The 16,085-nt window shown below is 60.3% G+C and carries 13 protein-coding genes; 6 read left to right on the top strand and 7 right to left on the bottom strand.

What is annotated here, in order from left to right:
* Positions 1-14 precede the first annotated feature (14 nt).
* Genes M1D68_RS23945 through rfbB form a run of 6 tightly spaced genes read right to left on the bottom strand, consistent with a single transcriptional unit; the run spans position 15 to position 6,621 of the window.
* Positions 15-1,406: a sigma-54-dependent transcriptional regulator gene (locus M1D68_RS23945; RefSeq protein ID WP_420766416.1), complete on the bottom strand. Its 1,392-nt coding sequence runs from the start codon at positions 1,404-1,406 to the stop codon at positions 15-17.
* The gene (locus M1D68_RS23940) at positions 1,403-3,211 is read right to left on the bottom strand and encodes a sensor histidine kinase (RefSeq protein ID WP_420766415.1); all 1,809 of its coding nucleotides are present in this window, start codon (positions 3,209-3,211) and stop codon (positions 1,403-1,405) included. The genes M1D68_RS23945 and M1D68_RS23940 overlap by 4 nt, the downstream gene beginning before the upstream one ends.
* 35 nt (positions 3,212-3,246) lie before the next feature.
* The gene (gene rfbD, locus M1D68_RS23935) at positions 3,247-4,128 is read right to left on the bottom strand and encodes a dTDP-4-dehydrorhamnose reductase (RefSeq protein ID WP_457968613.1); all 882 of its coding nucleotides are present in this window, start codon (positions 4,126-4,128) and stop codon (positions 3,247-3,249) included.
* Positions 4,125-4,670, bottom strand: a complete 546-nt coding sequence (rfbC, locus tag M1D68_RS23930) for a dTDP-4-dehydrorhamnose 3,5-epimerase (protein WP_434649260.1) — start codon at positions 4,668-4,670, stop codon at positions 4,125-4,127. The genes rfbD and rfbC overlap by 4 nt, the downstream gene beginning before the upstream one ends.
* Positions 4,667-5,542: a glucose-1-phosphate thymidylyltransferase RfbA gene (rfbA, locus tag M1D68_RS23925; protein WP_420766412.1), complete on the bottom strand. Its 876-nt coding sequence runs from the start codon at positions 5,540-5,542 to the stop codon at positions 4,667-4,669. The genes rfbC and rfbA overlap by 4 nt, the downstream gene beginning before the upstream one ends.
* Positions 5,539-6,621, bottom strand: a complete 1,083-nt coding sequence (rfbB, locus tag M1D68_RS23920) for a dTDP-glucose 4,6-dehydratase (RefSeq protein ID WP_434561178.1) — start codon at positions 6,619-6,621, stop codon at positions 5,539-5,541. The genes rfbA and rfbB overlap by 4 nt, the downstream gene beginning before the upstream one ends.
* Positions 6,622-6,819: 198 nt before the next feature.
* On the opposite strand from rfbB, the gene M1D68_RS23915 reads away from it, so the two are divergent.
* The 5 genes from M1D68_RS23915 to M1D68_RS23895 all read left to right on the top strand — a co-directional run bounded on the left by M1D68_RS23915 (position 6,820) and on the right by M1D68_RS23895 (position 14,098).
* The gene (locus tag M1D68_RS23915; RefSeq protein WP_457968611.1) at positions 6,820-9,732 is read left to right on the top strand and encodes an aminotransferase; all 2,913 of its coding nucleotides are present in this window, start codon (positions 6,820-6,822) and stop codon (positions 9,730-9,732) included.
* A 251-nt stretch (positions 9,733-9,983) separates the two neighbouring features.
* Entirely contained in the window at positions 9,984-10,862 is an 879-nt protein-coding gene (gene aguB / locus M1D68_RS23910; protein WP_420766409.1) for an N-carbamoylputrescine amidase, read from the top strand.
* 3 nt (positions 10,863-10,865) lie between these two features.
* The gene (aguA, locus tag M1D68_RS23905; protein WP_457968609.1) at positions 10,866-11,972 is read left to right on the top strand and encodes an agmatine deiminase; all 1,107 of its coding nucleotides are present in this window, start codon (positions 10,866-10,868) and stop codon (positions 11,970-11,972) included.
* Between the two features lie 243 nt (positions 11,973-12,215).
* Positions 12,216-12,416, top strand: coding sequence for a hypothetical protein (locus M1D68_RS23900; RefSeq protein WP_420766407.1), 201 nt, complete (start codon positions 12,216-12,218; stop codon positions 12,414-12,416).
* Between the two features lie 395 nt (positions 12,417-12,811).
* Positions 12,812-14,098, top strand: a complete 1,287-nt coding sequence (locus tag M1D68_RS23895; protein ID WP_434561172.1) for an OprD family porin — start codon at positions 12,812-12,814, stop codon at positions 14,096-14,098.
* Positions 14,099-14,168: 70 nt separating this feature from the next.
* Here the strand turns inward: M1D68_RS23895 and M1D68_RS23890 are convergent, their stop codons facing one another.
* Positions 14,169-14,927: a DUF4123 domain-containing protein gene (locus tag M1D68_RS23890; RefSeq protein WP_457968607.1), complete on the bottom strand. Its 759-nt coding sequence runs from the start codon at positions 14,925-14,927 to the stop codon at positions 14,169-14,171.
* 399 nt (positions 14,928-15,326) lie between these two features.
* On the opposite strand from M1D68_RS23890, the gene M1D68_RS23885 reads away from it, so the two are divergent.
* Entirely contained in the window at positions 15,327-16,073 is a 747-nt protein-coding gene (locus tag M1D68_RS23885; RefSeq protein WP_420766404.1) for a 2OG-Fe dioxygenase family protein, read from the top strand.
* The last annotated feature ends 12 nt before the right edge of the window (positions 16,074-16,085 follow it).

Genomic DNA, 16,085 nt, shown 5'->3' with positions numbered 1-16,085 from the left:
GTGGGTGGCAGGACTCAATCGGAATCGTCGGCCTGGCCTGGGCTATTGTCGCCGAAGGCCAGTCCATGCTTGCGCAGCTTGTCGTGCAGGGTTTTGCGTGGAATGCCCAACGCTTCGGCAAGGCTGCGCACTGAACTGTGAGGCCGTGCCAGCTCGGCGGCTATGAGGGTTTTTTCGAAGTTCTCAACCTGCTCGCTCAAACCGCCGCTGACGGTTTGCACCGGGGCGCCTGGCTGGCCTTCCGGCGCGCTGTTATCCAGGGCCAGCTCCAGGCCCAGGGCGAAACGCTCGGCGGCGTTCTGCAATTCGCGTACGTTGCCCGGCCAGTCATGGCGCAACAACAGCGCCCGGTGGGCCGGTAGCAGTTCGTGGGGCGGCAGGCCATGACGGGCGCTGGCCTCATCGGCAAAATGCTGGAACAGCATCAGCACGTCCTCACCGCGCTCGCGCAACGGCGGTATGCGCAGCGGCGCGACATTCAGCCGGTAATACAAGTCGGCGCGAAAGCGGCCTTGATCGGCGGCCTGGCGCAGGTCTTCCTTGGTGGCGGCGACGATACGGATGTCCAGGGGAATCTGCTGATTGCCACCCAGTCGTTCCACCACCCGCTCTTGCAGCAGGCGAAGCAATTTGACCTGCACGTCCAGGCTCATGCTTTCGATTTCATCGAGAAACAACGTGCCGCCATTGGCGAATTCGAATTTGCCGATACGGCGCTTCTGCGCGCCGGTGAAGGCGCCGGGTTCGTGGCCGAACAGTTCGCTTTCAACCACCGACTCGGCCAAAGCGCCGGCGTTGATCGCCACGAACGGCCCGTTGCGTCGACTCGAGAGATCGTGCAGCGCGCGGGCGACCACTTCCTTGCCGGCGCCGGTTTCACCCAGGATCAACACGTCGGCGCGCGTCGCTGCCAAGGCACCGATCTGCTCGCGCAGGCGCAACATGGGCGACGATTGTCCTACCAGCCGGGCGCTGAGTTCATGGCGATCGCTGAGGGCCAGGCGCAGGCTGCGGTTATCCAGGACCAGGCGCCGCAAAGCCAGGGCCCGACGCACACTATCGAGCAGATGATCGCTGGCAAAGGGTTTTTCGAGAAAGTCGTAGGCCCCGGCGCGCATTGCCTGCACGGCCAGCGGTACATCGCCATGGCCGGTAATCAGCAGCACTGGCAGGTCCGGGTCCTGGGCGTGCAGTTGGCCCAGCAGTTCCAGGCCGTCCATGCCGGGCATGCGGATATCGCTGACCACCACGCCTGGCCAATCCCTCGGCAGTTGCCCGGCCAGGCCGTTGGCCTCGCCCAGTGGCAGGATTTTCAGCCCAGCCAGGTCGAGGGTCTGGCTCAGGGCCTGACGCAGGTGGGGATCGTCGTCGATCAGCACCACCTCAATCTGGTTTTCGATGGTCATACACTACGGTCCTCGGACGGTTGCAGGCTCACCCCGGGCGCACCCGCCCGCAGCTTCAGGGTAATGAGGGCGCCGCCTTCCTTGTGGTTGGCGAACAACAATTCGCCGCCGAAGGCGCGCATCAGGGTGTCGCAGATTGCCAGCCCCAGGCCAAGGCCCTGGGTGCGAGTCTTGGTGGTATAGAACGGCTCGCCGGCGCGGCCGAGGGCTTCCATGCAGAAACCCGGGCCGTTATCGCGGATGTACAGGTTGACGCCGGTTTCGGTCGCCTGGGCACTGAGCCAGAGTCTACGCGGCGGACCTTTTTCAGTCAGGGCATCCAGGGCGTTGGCCAGCAGGTTGCCCAGCACCTGGCGCAGGCGTGTTTCACCGGCCTCGACCCACAAGGTGGCGGCGGGCAGGTCACGGATCAACTCCACTTCCATGCTGCGCCGACGTTTGGCGAGCAAGGCAAGGGCATCGTCCAGCGCCGGTTGCAGCGCGACGCTTTCCGGGGCGTGGCGGTCGCGGCGCGCGAAGGCGCGCAGGTGAGCGATGATCGACGCCATGCGCCCGGTCAGTTCGTTGATCAGCTTGAGGTTGCCACGGGCGTCGTCGGTGCGTTGGTGATCGAGCAGTATTTCGGCGTTTTCGGCATAACTTCTGATCGCCGCCAACGGTTGGTTGAGTTCATGGCTGATGCTGGCCGACATGGTGCCGAGCGCCGACAACTTGCCGGCCTGCACCAAATCATCCTGGGCACGGACCAATTCCTGCTGGGCGTGCTCGCGTTCCAGCACCTCTTGCTTGAGACGACGGTTGAGGCCCTCCAGGTCGCTGGTGCGTTCCGCGACGCGGCCCTCCAATTCATGACGGGCCTTGGCCTCGAAGGCGATTCTTTCCAGGTAGTGGCGCCTGCGCTGCATCATCAACCCGAGCAACAGCATCAAGACCAGCAATGCCGCGCCGCCGATGACGACCACCGTGCGCACCGGGCGGTCAATCAGGGTGCGCGGGGCCAGGATGCTCACATTCCAGCCGGTTTCTTCGATGGCCTGGGTCTGGGTCAGCCAGGCATTGGGGTCCAGGTTGAGCGGCTTGGGGTCACGAGTAGGGTAGGGTTGTATCGCGCTGATCGCCTTGCTTTCCGGATCGCTCAGGGGCCGCGTCGAGCGGAAACGCCATTCCTGGCGCGAGGTGAGAATGACCACGCCGTTGTGGTCGGTCACCAAGAGCTGTTCGGGCGTTTTGCCCCATAGGCTTTCGGTGTGGTCCAGGTCCACCTTGACCACCAATACGCCGATGACTTTTTCGCGATCATGCACGGCGGCAGCGAAGAAATAACCGCGTTTGCCCGATGTGGTGCCCAGGCCGAAGAAACGTCCCAGGCGCCCGGCCATGGCCTCGATGTAATAAGGGCGAAAGGCGAAATTGCGACCGACGAAGCTGTCGTGCTTATCCCAATTAGACGCCGCCAGGGTCTTGCCCGTGGCGTCCATCAGGTACATGACCTCGGCGCCGGTCTGGGCGCTGATGTTTTTCAATAACCGGTTGGCATTGCCCTGGGTGACGCCATCGTCCGGCGTCGACAAGGCCGCGCGCAGGGCCGGCAGCTCGCCGAGTATCTGGGGCAGTACTTCGTAGCGGTGCAACGTCCCCAGCAGGTTGGCGACGTAGAGGTCGAGTGTCTGTCTGTTCTGCCCGGCCAGTTCGCTACGGTAGTAACGCTCGGCCAGATGCTCAAGCGGCCACAGCAACGGTGCCAGGCACAGCGCGAGCAACGCCAGGCTGCGCCAACGAGGTCTGCGGGGGAGGGTGGAGGTCATGGGAGTCTGCGCCTGGGGTTACAGGCGCATTATGCCTAGGCTTGCCCGGCAAGGCACTGCTGCAACGCGCTTCGCCAGTCTGGTTGGCTCACGCCCCACTCTCTGGCCAGCCGGGTGCAGTCCAGGCGCGAGTTCAACGGACGCGGCGCCGGGGTCGGGTATTCGCTCGATGCGATGGCTTCAAGCACGGCGCAGGATTTGTGCTGCTTGACCAGATGTTCACCGATGGCTTGGGCGAATCCGAACCAGGATGTCTGGCCCTGGGCTGTCAAGTGATAGGTGCCCCAGGCGCCGCGTTGCCCAGCTTGCCAGCGCTCGATCAGCTTCGCGGTGCTCTCGGCGATCGTCCCCGCCCAGGTCGGTGCGCCGATCTGGTCCGAGACGACGCGCAGATGGGGCTTTTCCTGCAGCAGGCGCTGCATGGTCAACAGGAAATTGCGTCCCGCGTTGGAATACACCCAACTGGTGCGCAGGATCAGATGCTCTCCGCCCGCCTGGCGGATGGCCTCTTCGCCCGCCAGCTTGCTGCGACCGTAGACACTCAGCGGGTTGGGCGCGTCGTCCTCGGTGTAGGGGGTGTGCTTGCGACCGTCGAAGACATAATCGGTGGAGTAGTGAATCAGCGGCACGCCCAGTTCGAGCGCCGCCTGGGCGAGCACGCCCGGTGCGATGGCATTGATGGCGAAGGCCCGCTGCGCCTCGCTCTCGGCCTGGTCGACCGCCGTATGGGCGGCGGCGTTGATGATCAGGTCGGGCCGCGCCGCCTCGATAGGCGCGCGCAGGTGATCGGGTCGGGCCATGTCGAGCTGGCTGCTGCCCAGCACCGTCAGTTCGCCGATGCCGGCCAGGCGCTTTTGAAGGGCTTGGGAGACCTGGCCGTTCCGGCCGATGATCAAGATGCGCGAGGAAGTACTCATGGGAACAGATCGGCCTCATGCAGGGCCTTGCCGGCCTGGTCCTTGGGCGACAGGATCGGTGCGCCTGGCAACTCCCAGTCAATCGCCAGATCGGGGTCGTCCCAGCGAATGCAGCGCTCGGCTGACGGGGCATAGTAATCGGTGGTCTTGTAGAGAAAGTCCGCCGAGTCGCTCAGTACGACAAAACCGTGGGCAAATCCAGGGGGAATCCACAGCTGCCGATGGTTCTGTCCCGACAGGCGTACGCTGGCCCACTGGCCGAATGTCGGCGAGCTGCGGCGAATGTCCACCGCAACGTCGAGTACCTCGCCGGCGGTGACGCGCACGAGTTTTCCCTGGGTTTGTTCGATCTGATAATGCAGGCCGCGCAGCACGCCCTTGGCCGAGCGCGAATGGTTGTCCTGGACGAACTGCACCGTGCGCCCCGTGGCTTCGGTGAATGCCTGGGCATTGAAACTTTCATAGAAGAAGCCGCGATCATCGCCGAAGACCTTCGGCTCGAGGATCAAGACTTCCGGCAGTCGCGAGGCGATGACATTCAACGTGTTTCTCCGGCAATCTTGAACAGGTATTGGCCGTAGCCGGTCTTGCCGAAGTAACTGGCACGCTCCAATACGTGCTCGCGGCTGACCCAGCCCTGTTGATAGGCGATTTCTTCCAGGCATGCGACCTTCAGGCCTTGGCGATGCTCAATGGTCTGAACGTATTGCGAGGCTTCCAGCAGGCTGTCATGGGTGCCGGTGTCCAGCCAGGCAAAGCCGCGGCCAAAGCGCTCGACATGCAAGTCCCCTCGTTGCAGATAGGCATTGTTGACGTCGGTAATCTCCAGTTCGCCTCGTTTGGACGGCTTGATGGCTTTGGCGATCTGTATGACGTCGTTGTCGTAGAAATACAGGCCGGTCACCGCATAGCTGGACTTGGGGGCGGCGGGTTTTTCTTCGATGGAGACGGCGCGTCCTTCGGGATCGAAGTCGATCACGCCGAAACGCTCGGGATCCTTGACCCAATAACCGAACACCGTCGCACCGCGTGGGCGGTTGACGGCGGTCTGCAATTGCTCGCCGAAATGTTGGCCATGAAAAATGTTGTCACCCAGGATCAGGCAGACCGGATCATTGCCAATGAACTGCTCGCCAATCAGGAAAGCCTGGGCCAGACCGTCGGGGGTCGGCTGCTCGGCGTAGCTGAAATGGACGCCGAACTGGGCGCCATCGCCCAGCAGATTTCGATATTGGGGCAGGTCCTGCGGTGTGGAGATGATCAGGATTTCCTTGATGCCGGCGAGCATCAGTACCGAGATCGGGTAATAGATCATCGGCTTGTCGTAAACCGGCAACAACTGCTTGGAAACCCCGAGGGTGATCGGATGCAGCCGCGTGCCGGAACCGCCGGCCAGAACAATGCCTTTCATCATGCAATCGTATCCTTGTTTTCGAGCGAGCCGAGGCGCTCGCCTTGATAGCTGCCATCCTGCACGCGCCGGCACCACAGCAGGTTCTCCAGATACCACTGCACGGTCTTGCGCAGCCCGGTCTCGAAGGTTTCCCGAGGGGTCCAGCCCAGCTCCCGTTCGATCTTGCCGGCGTCGATAGCGTAGCGCAGGTCATGCCCGGGACGATCCTTGACGAAGGTAATCAGGTCCGCATAGCGCTCGACGCCCTCGGGTTTGTGGGGCGCGAGTTCTTCGAGCAGCGCACAGATGTTGCGCACGACATCGATGTTCTTCTGCTCATTATGGCCACCAATGTTGTAAGTCTCGCCGACTACACCTTCCGTCACGACTTTGAGCAGCGCCCGGGCGTGGTCTTCGACGTAGAGCCAGTCGCGCACTTGCTGGCCGTCGCCATAGACAGGCAACGGCTTGCCCGCCAGCGCATTGAGGATGACCAGCGGGATCAGCTTCTCGGGGAAGTGGAACGGCCCGTAGTTGTTCGAGCAGTTGGTCAGCAGCACGGGCAAGCCGTAGGTGCGCTGCCAGGCCCGGACCAGGTGATCGGACGCTGCCTTGCTGGCTGAGTAAGGCGAGCTGGGGGCGTAGGCGGTGGTTTCGGTGAACAGGTCATCGACGCCGTGCAGGTCGCCATACACTTCGTCGGTGGAAATATGGTGGAAACGAAACGCCCGTTTCTGCGGTTCGGCCAGGGCCTGCCAATAGGCACGGGTTGCTTCGAGCAAGCTATAGGTGCCGACGATGTTGGTCTGGATGAAGTCCGCCGGACCGTCGATGGAGCGGTCCACATGGGATTCGGCGGCCAGGTGCATGATTGCGTCAGGTTTGAACCGCGCCAGCACCGCGCTGATCGTTGCTTGATCGACGATGTCCGCCTGCACGAATTCGTAGCGGCTGTCGTGATCAATGCTGCTCAGCGACTCCAGGTTGCCAGCGTAGGTCAGCTTGTCGAGGTTCAGGACCTGGTGCTCGGTATCAAGAATCAAATGCCGTATGAGAGCCGAGCCGATGAAGCCGGCACCGCCGGTGATGAGAATGCGCATCCGGTTAAGCCTTTTTTCGATAAGACGATACAGCGATGGAGCATAGCTTGTCGGCATGACGAGGAGCGTGCAAGCGAATCTCCCTTGGGAACGGGCCAAGGGAAGCAGGCTCACTACTTAATAAGAAGTGGGGGTTGCTAATCCTCCGACTCAATGGCGAGATAAGCATCCAAAACAAAACCACTCAGGGGTCGTTGTATGCCGCTCGCTACGTTGGTTCACCGTGCCAGTTTGCCAAGCCCACAGATCAGCGCCGAACAGGCGTTGGTGCTGCTGCGCTCGAATTACGGACTCAGCGGTGACCTGCGACCCCTCGGCAGCCATCAGGATCTCAATTACCGCGTCGACAGCGACCGCGGGCGGTTCGTATTGAAGATTTGCCACGGCAACTATGCGGTCCAGGAGCTCCAGGCCCAGCATGCCGCGCTCAAGGCGCTGGCCGGGCATGGCGCGGTAAAGGTGCCTGCGGTCATGGCGGCCAGCAATGGCGAGGACCTGTTGACGCTTGAGGTCGACGGGCAAACCGTTCACGTGCGGTTGCTGGAGTACATCGAGGGCCAGTCCCTGACCCAGCTCAAGCATCTTTCCCGCGACCTGGTGACGGGGCTGGGGCGCGTGTGTGCCGAGATGGACGTGGCCCTCGCTGCGTTCGATCATCCCGGCCTGGATCGCACATTGCAGTGGGACGCGCGTCATGCGCCGGCCTTGATCGATCATTTGCTGCCCGTCATCAAGGATGAACAACGACGCCGATTGATCGCCGAGGCGGCGCAACAGGCCGAACGGCGCTTGCAACCACTCAAGGAAAGCCTGCCGGTGCAAGCGATCCACATGGACATCACCGATGACAACGTGGTCTGGCAGCGGGACGCCCAGCGCCAATGGCAACTGCAAGGCGTCATCGATTTCGGTGACCTGATCCGCACCTGGCGTATCACCGATCTGTCGGTAACCTGCGCGGCCCTGCTGCATCACGCCGATGGGGACCCGTTTTTCATCCTGCCGGCGATCCGCGCCTACCACCGCGTCAATCCGTTGCAACGCGAAGAACTCATGGCGCTTTGGCCGTTGATTGTCGCCCGCGCCGCGGTGCTGGTGCTCAGCGGCGAGCAACAAGTGGCTATCGATCCGGGCAATGAATACTCCCGTGACAATCTTCAACATGAATGGGAGATCTTCGATGTTGCCCATTCAGTGCCGCTCGAGTTGATGGAGGCTGCGATTCTCACCGCCGCCGGCCACAGCCTGCCGCCTTTCGCCAATGAGGGTTTGGCGCCGTTGTTGCCGACGTTGGTCGGGCGAGATTTCGCCCTGATCGACCTTGGCGTCCTGAGCCCGCATTTCGAGGCCGGCAATTGGGAGCAGGCGGGAATCGACCAGCGCCTGCTGAGCGAAGCGGCTGCGGTGCATGGATTGGCGGCCAGCCGCTACGGGCAATATCGGCTTTCACGCACCCGTCCGGACAGCGCCGTCGAGCCCGATACCTTTCCATTGCACGTGGAATTGCATGTGCCCCACGGTACGCCGTTGGCGTCGCCCTTCGCCGGGGTTGTGCACAAGGATGCCAATGGCTTGCTGCGGCTCGACGGCCCGCAACTGAGCTTGCATGTGTGGGGCGTGTCTTCGTCGCTGCGTTCCGGGGCCTCGTTGACCAAAGGCCAGGCACTTGGCGAAGTGGCTGGCCCTTTGCGGGTCCAACTGTGCCGAGGTGAACATCTGGCGCCGCCGCTGTTCTGTGCGCCGTCGAGGGCGCCGGCTTGGCAGGCGCTTTGCCCCTCGCCCGCGGCGTTGCTGGGGCTGGCTTGCGATGCTGAGCCGGAAATCGACCCCGAGGCGCTCCTGGCCCGTCGCGATGCGAGTTTCGCCCGGTCGCAAAAACACTACTACGTCGACCCGCCACGCATCGAGCGCGGCTGGCGCAATCACCTGATCGACATGCAGGGCCGCTCCTATCTGGACATGCTCAACAACGTCGCGGTGTTGGGGCACGGCCATCCGCGCATGGCGGCGGTTGCGGCCCGGCAGTGGTCGCTGCTCAATACCAACTCGCGCTTTCACTATGCGGCGATCGCCGAGTTTTCCGAGCGCCTGCTGGCGCTGGCACCGTCGAACATGGACCGGGTGTTTCTGGTCAACAGCGGCACCGAGGCCAATGACCTGGCGATCCGCCTGGCCTGGGCCTACAGCGGCGGGCGCGACATGCTCAGCGTGCTGGAGGCCTATCACGGATGGTCGGTGGCGGCGGACGCGGTCTCGACCTCCATCGCCGACAATCCCCAGGCCCTCAGCAGCCGTCCAGACTGGGTGCACCCGGTGACAGCGCCGAACACTTATCGCGGTGAATTCGGCGGGGTCGACAGTGCGCCAGACTACGTGCGCAGCGTCGAGCACAACCTGGCGAAAATCGCCGAGCAGAAACGCCAGCTCGCCGGCTTCATTTGCGAGCCTGTGTATGGAAACGCCGGCGGCATCGCATTGCCGCCAGGCTACCTGAAGCAGGTGTATGCCATGGTGCGCGAGCGTGGCGGTGTCTGCATCGCCGACGAGGTGCAGGTTGGCTACGGGCGCATGGGCGAGTTTTTCTGGGGCTTCGAAGAGCAAGGTGTGGTGCCGGATATCATCACCATGGCCAAGGGCATGGGCAACGGACAGCCACTGGGGGCAGTGATCACCCGCCGGGAGATCGCTGAGGCGCTGGAAGCCGAGGGGTATTTCTTCTCTTCCGCAGGCGGCAGTCCGGTCAGTTGCCAGATCGGCATGGCCGTGCTGGATGTCATGGAAGAAGAAAAGCTATGGGAAAACGCCAGGGTGGTCGGAGGACATTTCAAGGCCCGCCTGGAGGCGTTGATCGACCGGTATCCGCTGGTCGGAGCGGTGCATGGTTCGGGGTTTTACCTGGGGGTGGAATTGATCCGCAACCGCGACACCCTCGAACCGGCCACTGAAGAAACCACGGCGCTGTGCGATCGTTTGCGCGAGCTGGGTATCTTCATGCAGCCGACCGGTGATTACCTCAACATTCTCAAGATCAAGCCGCCGATGGTCACCACGCGTCAAAGCGTGGATTTCTTCGTCGATATGCTGGCGAAGGTGTTGGAGGAGGGGTTGTAGCCAATCTGAAACGCCACGCTGTTCCCCTGTGGGAGCGAGCTTGCTCGCGATGACGGTTCCAGGCCGATAATTGTTTGACTGGTCTACCGCTATCGCGAGCAAGCTCGCTCCCACAAGTTTTTCCGACGGTTATTTATCGATTTTTGTCGGCTCTAGAAGCATAGCTTCAAGGAAAAATGGCCTGATTCTATTTTAAAGTCGATTTTTATCGGCTATAAAGGCGGCTCTGTCCATCGCCCAGGAGATGATTCATGAGCCGTATCGTTACCGTAGCCGCTACTCAAATGGCCTGTTCCTGGGATCTTGAAGCCAATATCGAGACCGCCGAAAAGCTCGTTCGCCAGGCCGCTGCCCAAGGCGCGCAGGTTATCCTCCTCCAGGAACTGTTCGAGACGCCCTACTTCTGCCAGAAGCCGAACCCGGATTACCTGCAGTTGGCAACGCCGGTCGATGAGAACATCGCCATCAAGCACTTCCAGAAACTTGCCGAGGAGCTGCAGGTCGTGTTGCCTATCAGTTTTTTTGAACTGGCCGGCCGGGCGCGCTTCAACAGTATTGCCATCATTGATGCCGATGGACGGAACCTGGGCGTCTACCGCAAGAGCCATATCCCGGACGGTCCTGGCTATCATGAAAAGTATTATTTCAATCCTGGCGACACCGGTTTCAAAGTATGGAATACCCGCTACGCAAAGATTGGCGTAGGCATTTGCTGGGATCAGTGGTTCCCGGAATGCGCCCGCAGCATGGCGCTGCAAGGCGCGGAGATCCTGCTGTATCCGACCGCTATCGGCAGCGAGCCGCACGACAAGACCATCTCGTCGCGCGATCACTGGCAACGCGTGCAACAGGGTCATGCTGGCGCCAACCTGATGCCGCTGGTGGCCAGCAATCGCATCGGCAACGAAGAGCAGGATGGCTACGACATCACGTTCTACGGCTCGTCGTTCATTGCCGATCAGTTTGGCGAGAAGGTCCAGGAATTGGACGAAACCGAAGAAGGCGTGCTGGTGCATAGCTTCGACCTTGACGAGCTGGAACACATTCGCAGTGCCTGGGGCACTTTCCGTGATCGACGGCCGAACCTGTACGGCGCGATCAAAACCCTCGACGGCTCACTGGAGTCCTGATTGATGACAACTTTGCACAGCACTCCGCGCGCGGACGGTTTCCACATGCCCGCTGAATGGGCAACCCAGACTCAGGTCTGGATGATCTGGCCCGAGCGCCCGGACAACTGGCGCCTGGGCGGCAAGCCGGCGCAGGCTGCCCATGTCGCGGTCGCCAAGGCCATCGCCCGTTTCGAGCCGGTGACCGTTGCGGTGTCCGCTGCCCAGTATGAAAACGCCCGGGCGCGCCTCGATGTGCCGAATATTCGTTTGGTGGAAATGTCCAGCGATGACGCCTGGGTCCGGGATACCGGCCCGACATTCGTCGTCAATGACAACGGCGAAGTTCGCGGCGTCGATTGGGATTTCAACGCCTGGGGCGGGTTCGACGGTGGGCTGTACTCGCCGTGGAATCGCGATTCACAAGTGGCCGGCAAGATTCTCGAAATCGAGCGCAGCCCGCGCTATCGCACCGAAGGTTTTGTACTCGAAGGCGGTTCGATCCACGTCGATGGCGAAGGCACGTTGATCACCACCGAAGAATGCCTGCTCAACCGCAATCGCAACCCGCACATGAGCCGCGAGGACATCGAGGCGGTGCTCAGCGCCCAGTTGGCGGTAGACAAGATCATCTGGCTGCCGGACGGCCTTTTCAATGATGAAACCGATGGCCACGTGGATAACTTTTGCTGCTATGTGCGCCCTGGTGAAGTGCTGCTCGCCTGGACCGACGATCCGCAGGACCCCAATCATGCCCGCTGCCATGGGGCGATGGAGGTGCTGCGAAACAGCACCGACGCCAAGGGGCGCCCGTTCACAGTGCATAAAATGCCGATCCCCGGGCCGTTGTACGCCACCGACGAAGAATGCTCGGGCGTTGATGCGGTGGAAGGATCCCAGGAGCGCAATCCGACTGTGCGCCTGGCCGGTTCCTACGTGAACTTCCTGATCGTCAACGGCGGCATCATTGCCCCGAGTTTCGATGACCCGCTGGACGGTCCGGCCAAGGACCTGCTGCAAAGCCTGTTTCCGGAGCATGAAGTGGTCATGGTGCCGGGTCGGGAACTGTTACTGGGAGGCGGAAACATCCATTGCCTTACCCAACAGCAGCCAGCGCCGCGCATAAAATGAGTGGCGATGTAACAGCCGGGTGACACTCATCGCAGCGGCTCTATGCCGGTGTTTTTGGATCCATCCCGGCAAGCCCGCGTCCTGATTGGGGCGCGGGCTTTTTTGTGTCTGGCGGGCTACCAGCGCGATGACATTGGCATAGCTCTTGTATCGTTATTTCGGCAGTTCTGGGGCAGTGGAGCTGCGTTGTTTTGTCATAAACCTCGGATAGATTGGCCGCTCATCAACCAGGAGGGCGCTGGAATGAACATGATTAGCGAGCGCACATGCCATCCTTTGGCTGTAAATGGTGAGTCGCTTCAAGCCGTGGCGCAGTGGTTGAAATCCAACGGAACGCGTCAGATCAGGGAACCTGATCCGCGCCGGATGATCATGGAACGCTATCCCGCTGGCCTGTTCAGCGAGGCGGAGCTGGAAGCGTTGTGGGATGTGATGCAAGGATAGAATTCAACGGATTGATAAAAAGCGCTGACCGCGAGGGCAGCGCTTTTTTTATGAGCGACTGTTTACCCGCTCATGTAAACGGCTTGCTCACCATGGTGGCGTCTCAACCAACCCGACATTCCCTTGGACTGCATGCTTACTTGAATCCGTTTCCGGAAATTTTTTGCCTGATTTCAGAAGATTCACGAAATTGACACAGGCTTCCGGGCGCGACTAGGATTCGCCCACGCCTGTGGCTAACAGCCATGACTCTTAAATAATAAAAAGGCCCGACACGATGATTCGTGGGCGGGCCTTTTTATTATTTCCAGGAGCAAGAGTCCGAATAAAGAGCGCTAAAGCGCCATTCCGGTTGCCGGTTGCAGTGCGAATCAACCCGTACAAGGAAAATAATCATGTTGAACAAGCGCTTTACTTTGATAGCACTGGGGATATTGAGCAGCACACAAGCCATGGCCAACGACCAGGCTGAATCCAAGGGGTTCGTTGAAGACAGCAGCCTGAAAGTGCTGTTGCGCAACGCCTACATCAGTCGCGACTACAAGGACGGCAACCGAGACAAGGCCGAATGGGGCCAAGCGGCCATCGGTACGTTCTCGTCCGGCTTCACCCAAGGCACCGTGGGCGTAGGCGTGGACGCCTTCGGCCTGTACGCACTGCGCCTGGACGGCGGCAAGGGGCGCACCGGTGCGCAAGGCATCGACTTCTTTAAGAAGGGTGACAGTGGCAACGCCGCCGACGACCTGTCCAAGTTCGGTGCCGCGGTGAAGTTCCGGGTTTCCAACACGGTGCTGGCCTACGGTGACCAGATGCCGGCCCTGCCGGTGTTGAACTATGACAACTCGCGCCTGCTGCCGGAAAGCTACACCGGCACGCTGATCACCTCCAAGGAAATCAAAGGCCTTGAACTGAACGCAGGCCGCTTCACTGCCGAGTCGCGCAAGAGCGCCGAAGGTCGTGACAGTGGTGGTCTGAAGTCGATCAACGTGTTGGGCGGCAGCTATCAGTTCACCGAGCAGTTCAAGGCTTCGCTCTACGCCTCGGATGTCGAAGACGTCTTGAAGAAGCAATACGTGAATGCCAACTACGTGTTCCCATTGGCCAAGGATCAGTCCTTGACGCTGGACTTCAACGGTTATCGCACCAAGCTGGACAACAGCTACGTTCGCGAAAACAACGTCACCGGGGACGACAATAAGATCTGGAGCCTGGCGGCGACCTTCGCCACCGGCCCGCACAGCTTCACGCTCGCCCATCAGCGCAGCACCGGCGACAGCAACCTCGGCTACGCCTACGGTGGCTACCAGCGTGACCAGAACCGTGTCGGTGATGGCGGCAATACCATCTACCTGGCCAACTCGTACTGGTCGGACTTCAACGCCGAAGACGAGCGCAGCTGGCAATTGGGCTATGGCCTGGATTTCACCACCTTCGGTGTACCGGGCCTGACTTATAACGTGGCCTATGTGCGTGGCGATAACATCACCACCTCCACCAGCGAAGGCGGTACCGAGCGCGAGATCTTCAACCAGTTCAAGTACGTGGTTCAGGGCGGACCGGCCAAAGACTTGAGCGTGCGGTTGCGCAGCTCGTTCCTGCGCGTGTCGCAGAAGTCCAGTGAGTACAACGTCAGCGGTAATGAACTGCGGGTGTTCGTGGATTATCCGATCAATGTCTTTTGATCGTTGACTGCATCGCCCGCGTTTGATGAAAAACCCGATCTTTGGATCGGGTTTTTCTAAGTGCCTACCTTTATTCCAAGACCGTTTTCTGTTCAAGGCGCAGGACATCAAGCAGGGTTTGCTGTGGATTGGCTTCAGCGCCCATGAGCTTTGAAAAATACCCCACCTTGCGCTTGAGAACACTCCTGGGCCATGCGCAATGGATATCAGGATGTTCTTCTTCGAGCCACTGCATCAGATTGTCAATCGGCGCAGACTGGTCCTGCTCGGCTAAAGCATCGAGTAACCCTTGCGGTACTTCCCACCATGGCCAATCCTGGACCATCGGCACCTTCCTCGGGCTTGCTTCCAGCGGTTTGCCATTGATCAAATATCGTTCGAACACCGGTAGCAAGGCTTGGGCGTCGTCTCCCAGGCCTTCAAGGATCGGATAGATGAAACGTCCATCCCAAAACCGGAAAAACACCTCGCGACCTTTCGGCATTTTCACTTGCGTCAGGCTGCGCAGATGCGCCAGCACCTCCTCCGGTTCACAACGGGAGACAGCAAGCCAGCCCCAATCGAGGGCGTCGGTTTCGGTAATCCATGGCAGGAACGTTGACTCGGGGGCGAGTTTCGTGACGTAGGGCATCACCGCATGCCAGGTGCAATAGGGCGTTTCGCTCCAGATAGGCAGGAGCGGATGGCTAGGGCCGCTCAGGCGATAGGTCCCCAGGGCGTCCGTATCGCTCGCCGCGCTAATGATCAGGTAAAGGTGTTCGTTTTCCCGCAGGGGCTGTTGGGCCAGCCAGGCGATGGGGTCGAGGGTCTTGAACGCCAGGGTCGTCATCCGGCTCTCCTTGCCAAGGGTATGGGGCCGGGCTTCACCCGGGGATGAGGCGCAGCAATCAAGGATCAAGCCAGGTTCGGCGAGTGCCGCGTGGTTCGGTGTTTACGACGGATTTTCAATGGCTTGGAGGAGCGGAAGTCGAGAATGACGAGCAAAAGATGCCTAATTGATTGCGCACTGTTGTGCCATGACTTGCGCACCCTCGTGGCGTCGAAAGCTGTGGGCGGTCTTTCCCCGGAATGAGGGTTCTGCGATGCAATTTTCCCAACGTAAAGTCGTACTAATGAAACTTTTTGCACCGTTTCAAACATCGCTTGAAATGCTTCAAATACTTTTTCATGGACGCAAATCCTGCACCTAATAGATTAGTCCGCTCAATGTAGTGGAGACCTATGAAAAATGATCGTTTTGAACAGGGAAGTGGGCGAAGCGCTAAGACGTGACAAATACGTCAACGTCCGCGGTGGAGACTTCAATCTCTACGGTCATTTCGGCGATTTTGTCCGGCTGACCAAAAGCTGGGAAAATATGGAGCCCGACAGCTATTACGGCCAGGCCGAGTCAGGCATGCGTTTTCGCCGCTACAGCGATTTCGAATACAACCCCACGACTCGTGAACTCAAGCAGCTCGAACACCGAGCCTATGTCCAGTCCAAGGCCAACAACAGCTACGTGGGCGGATTGGAGCGGCACTTCCAGGATTTCTCCAACGAAGTGATCAATTCTCCGGTGATGCGCAGCCTGATCGACACAGACTTCGACGTGTACAAAAACGTATTGCCCCAGGAATTGCATGACGAAATCTGGCAATGCCAGATCCATCAGATCCGCATCGAGATCAAGCCGGGCAAGCAATTGGAAATCACCCCGGAAGGCATCCATTGCGACGGCTATCCGTTCAGCGGCGTCCATTTCTGGGGCCGAAATAACGTGTCCGGTGCAGAAAGCCGTCTCTACAGCCCTCAGGAAGAACAACTGGCGGCAACCACTTACGAGGATATCCTCGATACGACATTCTTCCTCGATCGGGACATGCGCCATTATGTGACCCCGGCGCGCAATATCCACAGCCATGAAATGGCGTTCAGGCAGATTCTGGCGATCTCCTTCTCGCGGCCCGGGACCGCTTTTGACATTGTTCGCTGAGCAGCTCGAACC

The organism is Pseudomonas sp. R4-84 (assembly GCF_054130985.1).
This window is presented reverse-complemented; position numbering and strand designations above follow the sequence as displayed.

Coding starts and splice junctions, on each gene's coding strand:
- M1D68_RS23945 (WP_420766416.1), bottom strand. CDS start 1,406: ATGACCATCGAAAACCAGATTGAGGTGGTGCTGATCGACGACGATCCC.
- M1D68_RS23940 (WP_420766415.1), bottom strand. CDS start 3,211: ATGACCTCCACCCTCCCCCGCAGACCTCGTTGGCGCAGCCTGGCGTTG.
- rfbD (WP_457968613.1), bottom strand. CDS start 4,128: ATGAGTACTTCCTCGCGCATCTTGATCATCGGCCGGAACGGCCAGGTC.
- rfbA (WP_420766412.1), bottom strand. CDS start 5,542: ATGATGAAAGGCATTGTTCTGGCCGGCGGTTCCGGCACGCGGCTGCAT.
- rfbB (WP_434561178.1), bottom strand. CDS start 6,621: ATGCGCATTCTCATCACCGGCGGTGCCGGCTTCATCGGCTCGGCTCTC.
- M1D68_RS23915 (WP_457968611.1), top strand. CDS start 6,820: ATGCCGCTCGCTACGTTGGTTCACCGTGCCAGTTTGCCAAGCCCACAG.
- aguB (WP_420766409.1), top strand. CDS start 9,984: ATGAGCCGTATCGTTACCGTAGCCGCTACTCAAATGGCCTGTTCCTGG.
- aguA (WP_457968609.1), top strand. CDS start 10,866: ATGACAACTTTGCACAGCACTCCGCGCGCGGACGGTTTCCACATGCCC.
- M1D68_RS23900 (WP_420766407.1), top strand. CDS start 12,216: ATGAACATGATTAGCGAGCGCACATGCCATCCTTTGGCTGTAAATGGT.
- M1D68_RS23895 (WP_434561172.1), top strand. CDS start 12,812: ATGTTGAACAAGCGCTTTACTTTGATAGCACTGGGGATATTGAGCAGC.
- M1D68_RS23890 (WP_457968607.1), bottom strand. CDS start 14,927: ATGACGACCCTGGCGTTCAAGACCCTCGACCCCATCGCCTGGCTGGCC.
- M1D68_RS23885 (WP_420766404.1), top strand. CDS start 15,327: ATGATCGTTTTGAACAGGGAAGTGGGCGAAGCGCTAAGACGTGACAAA.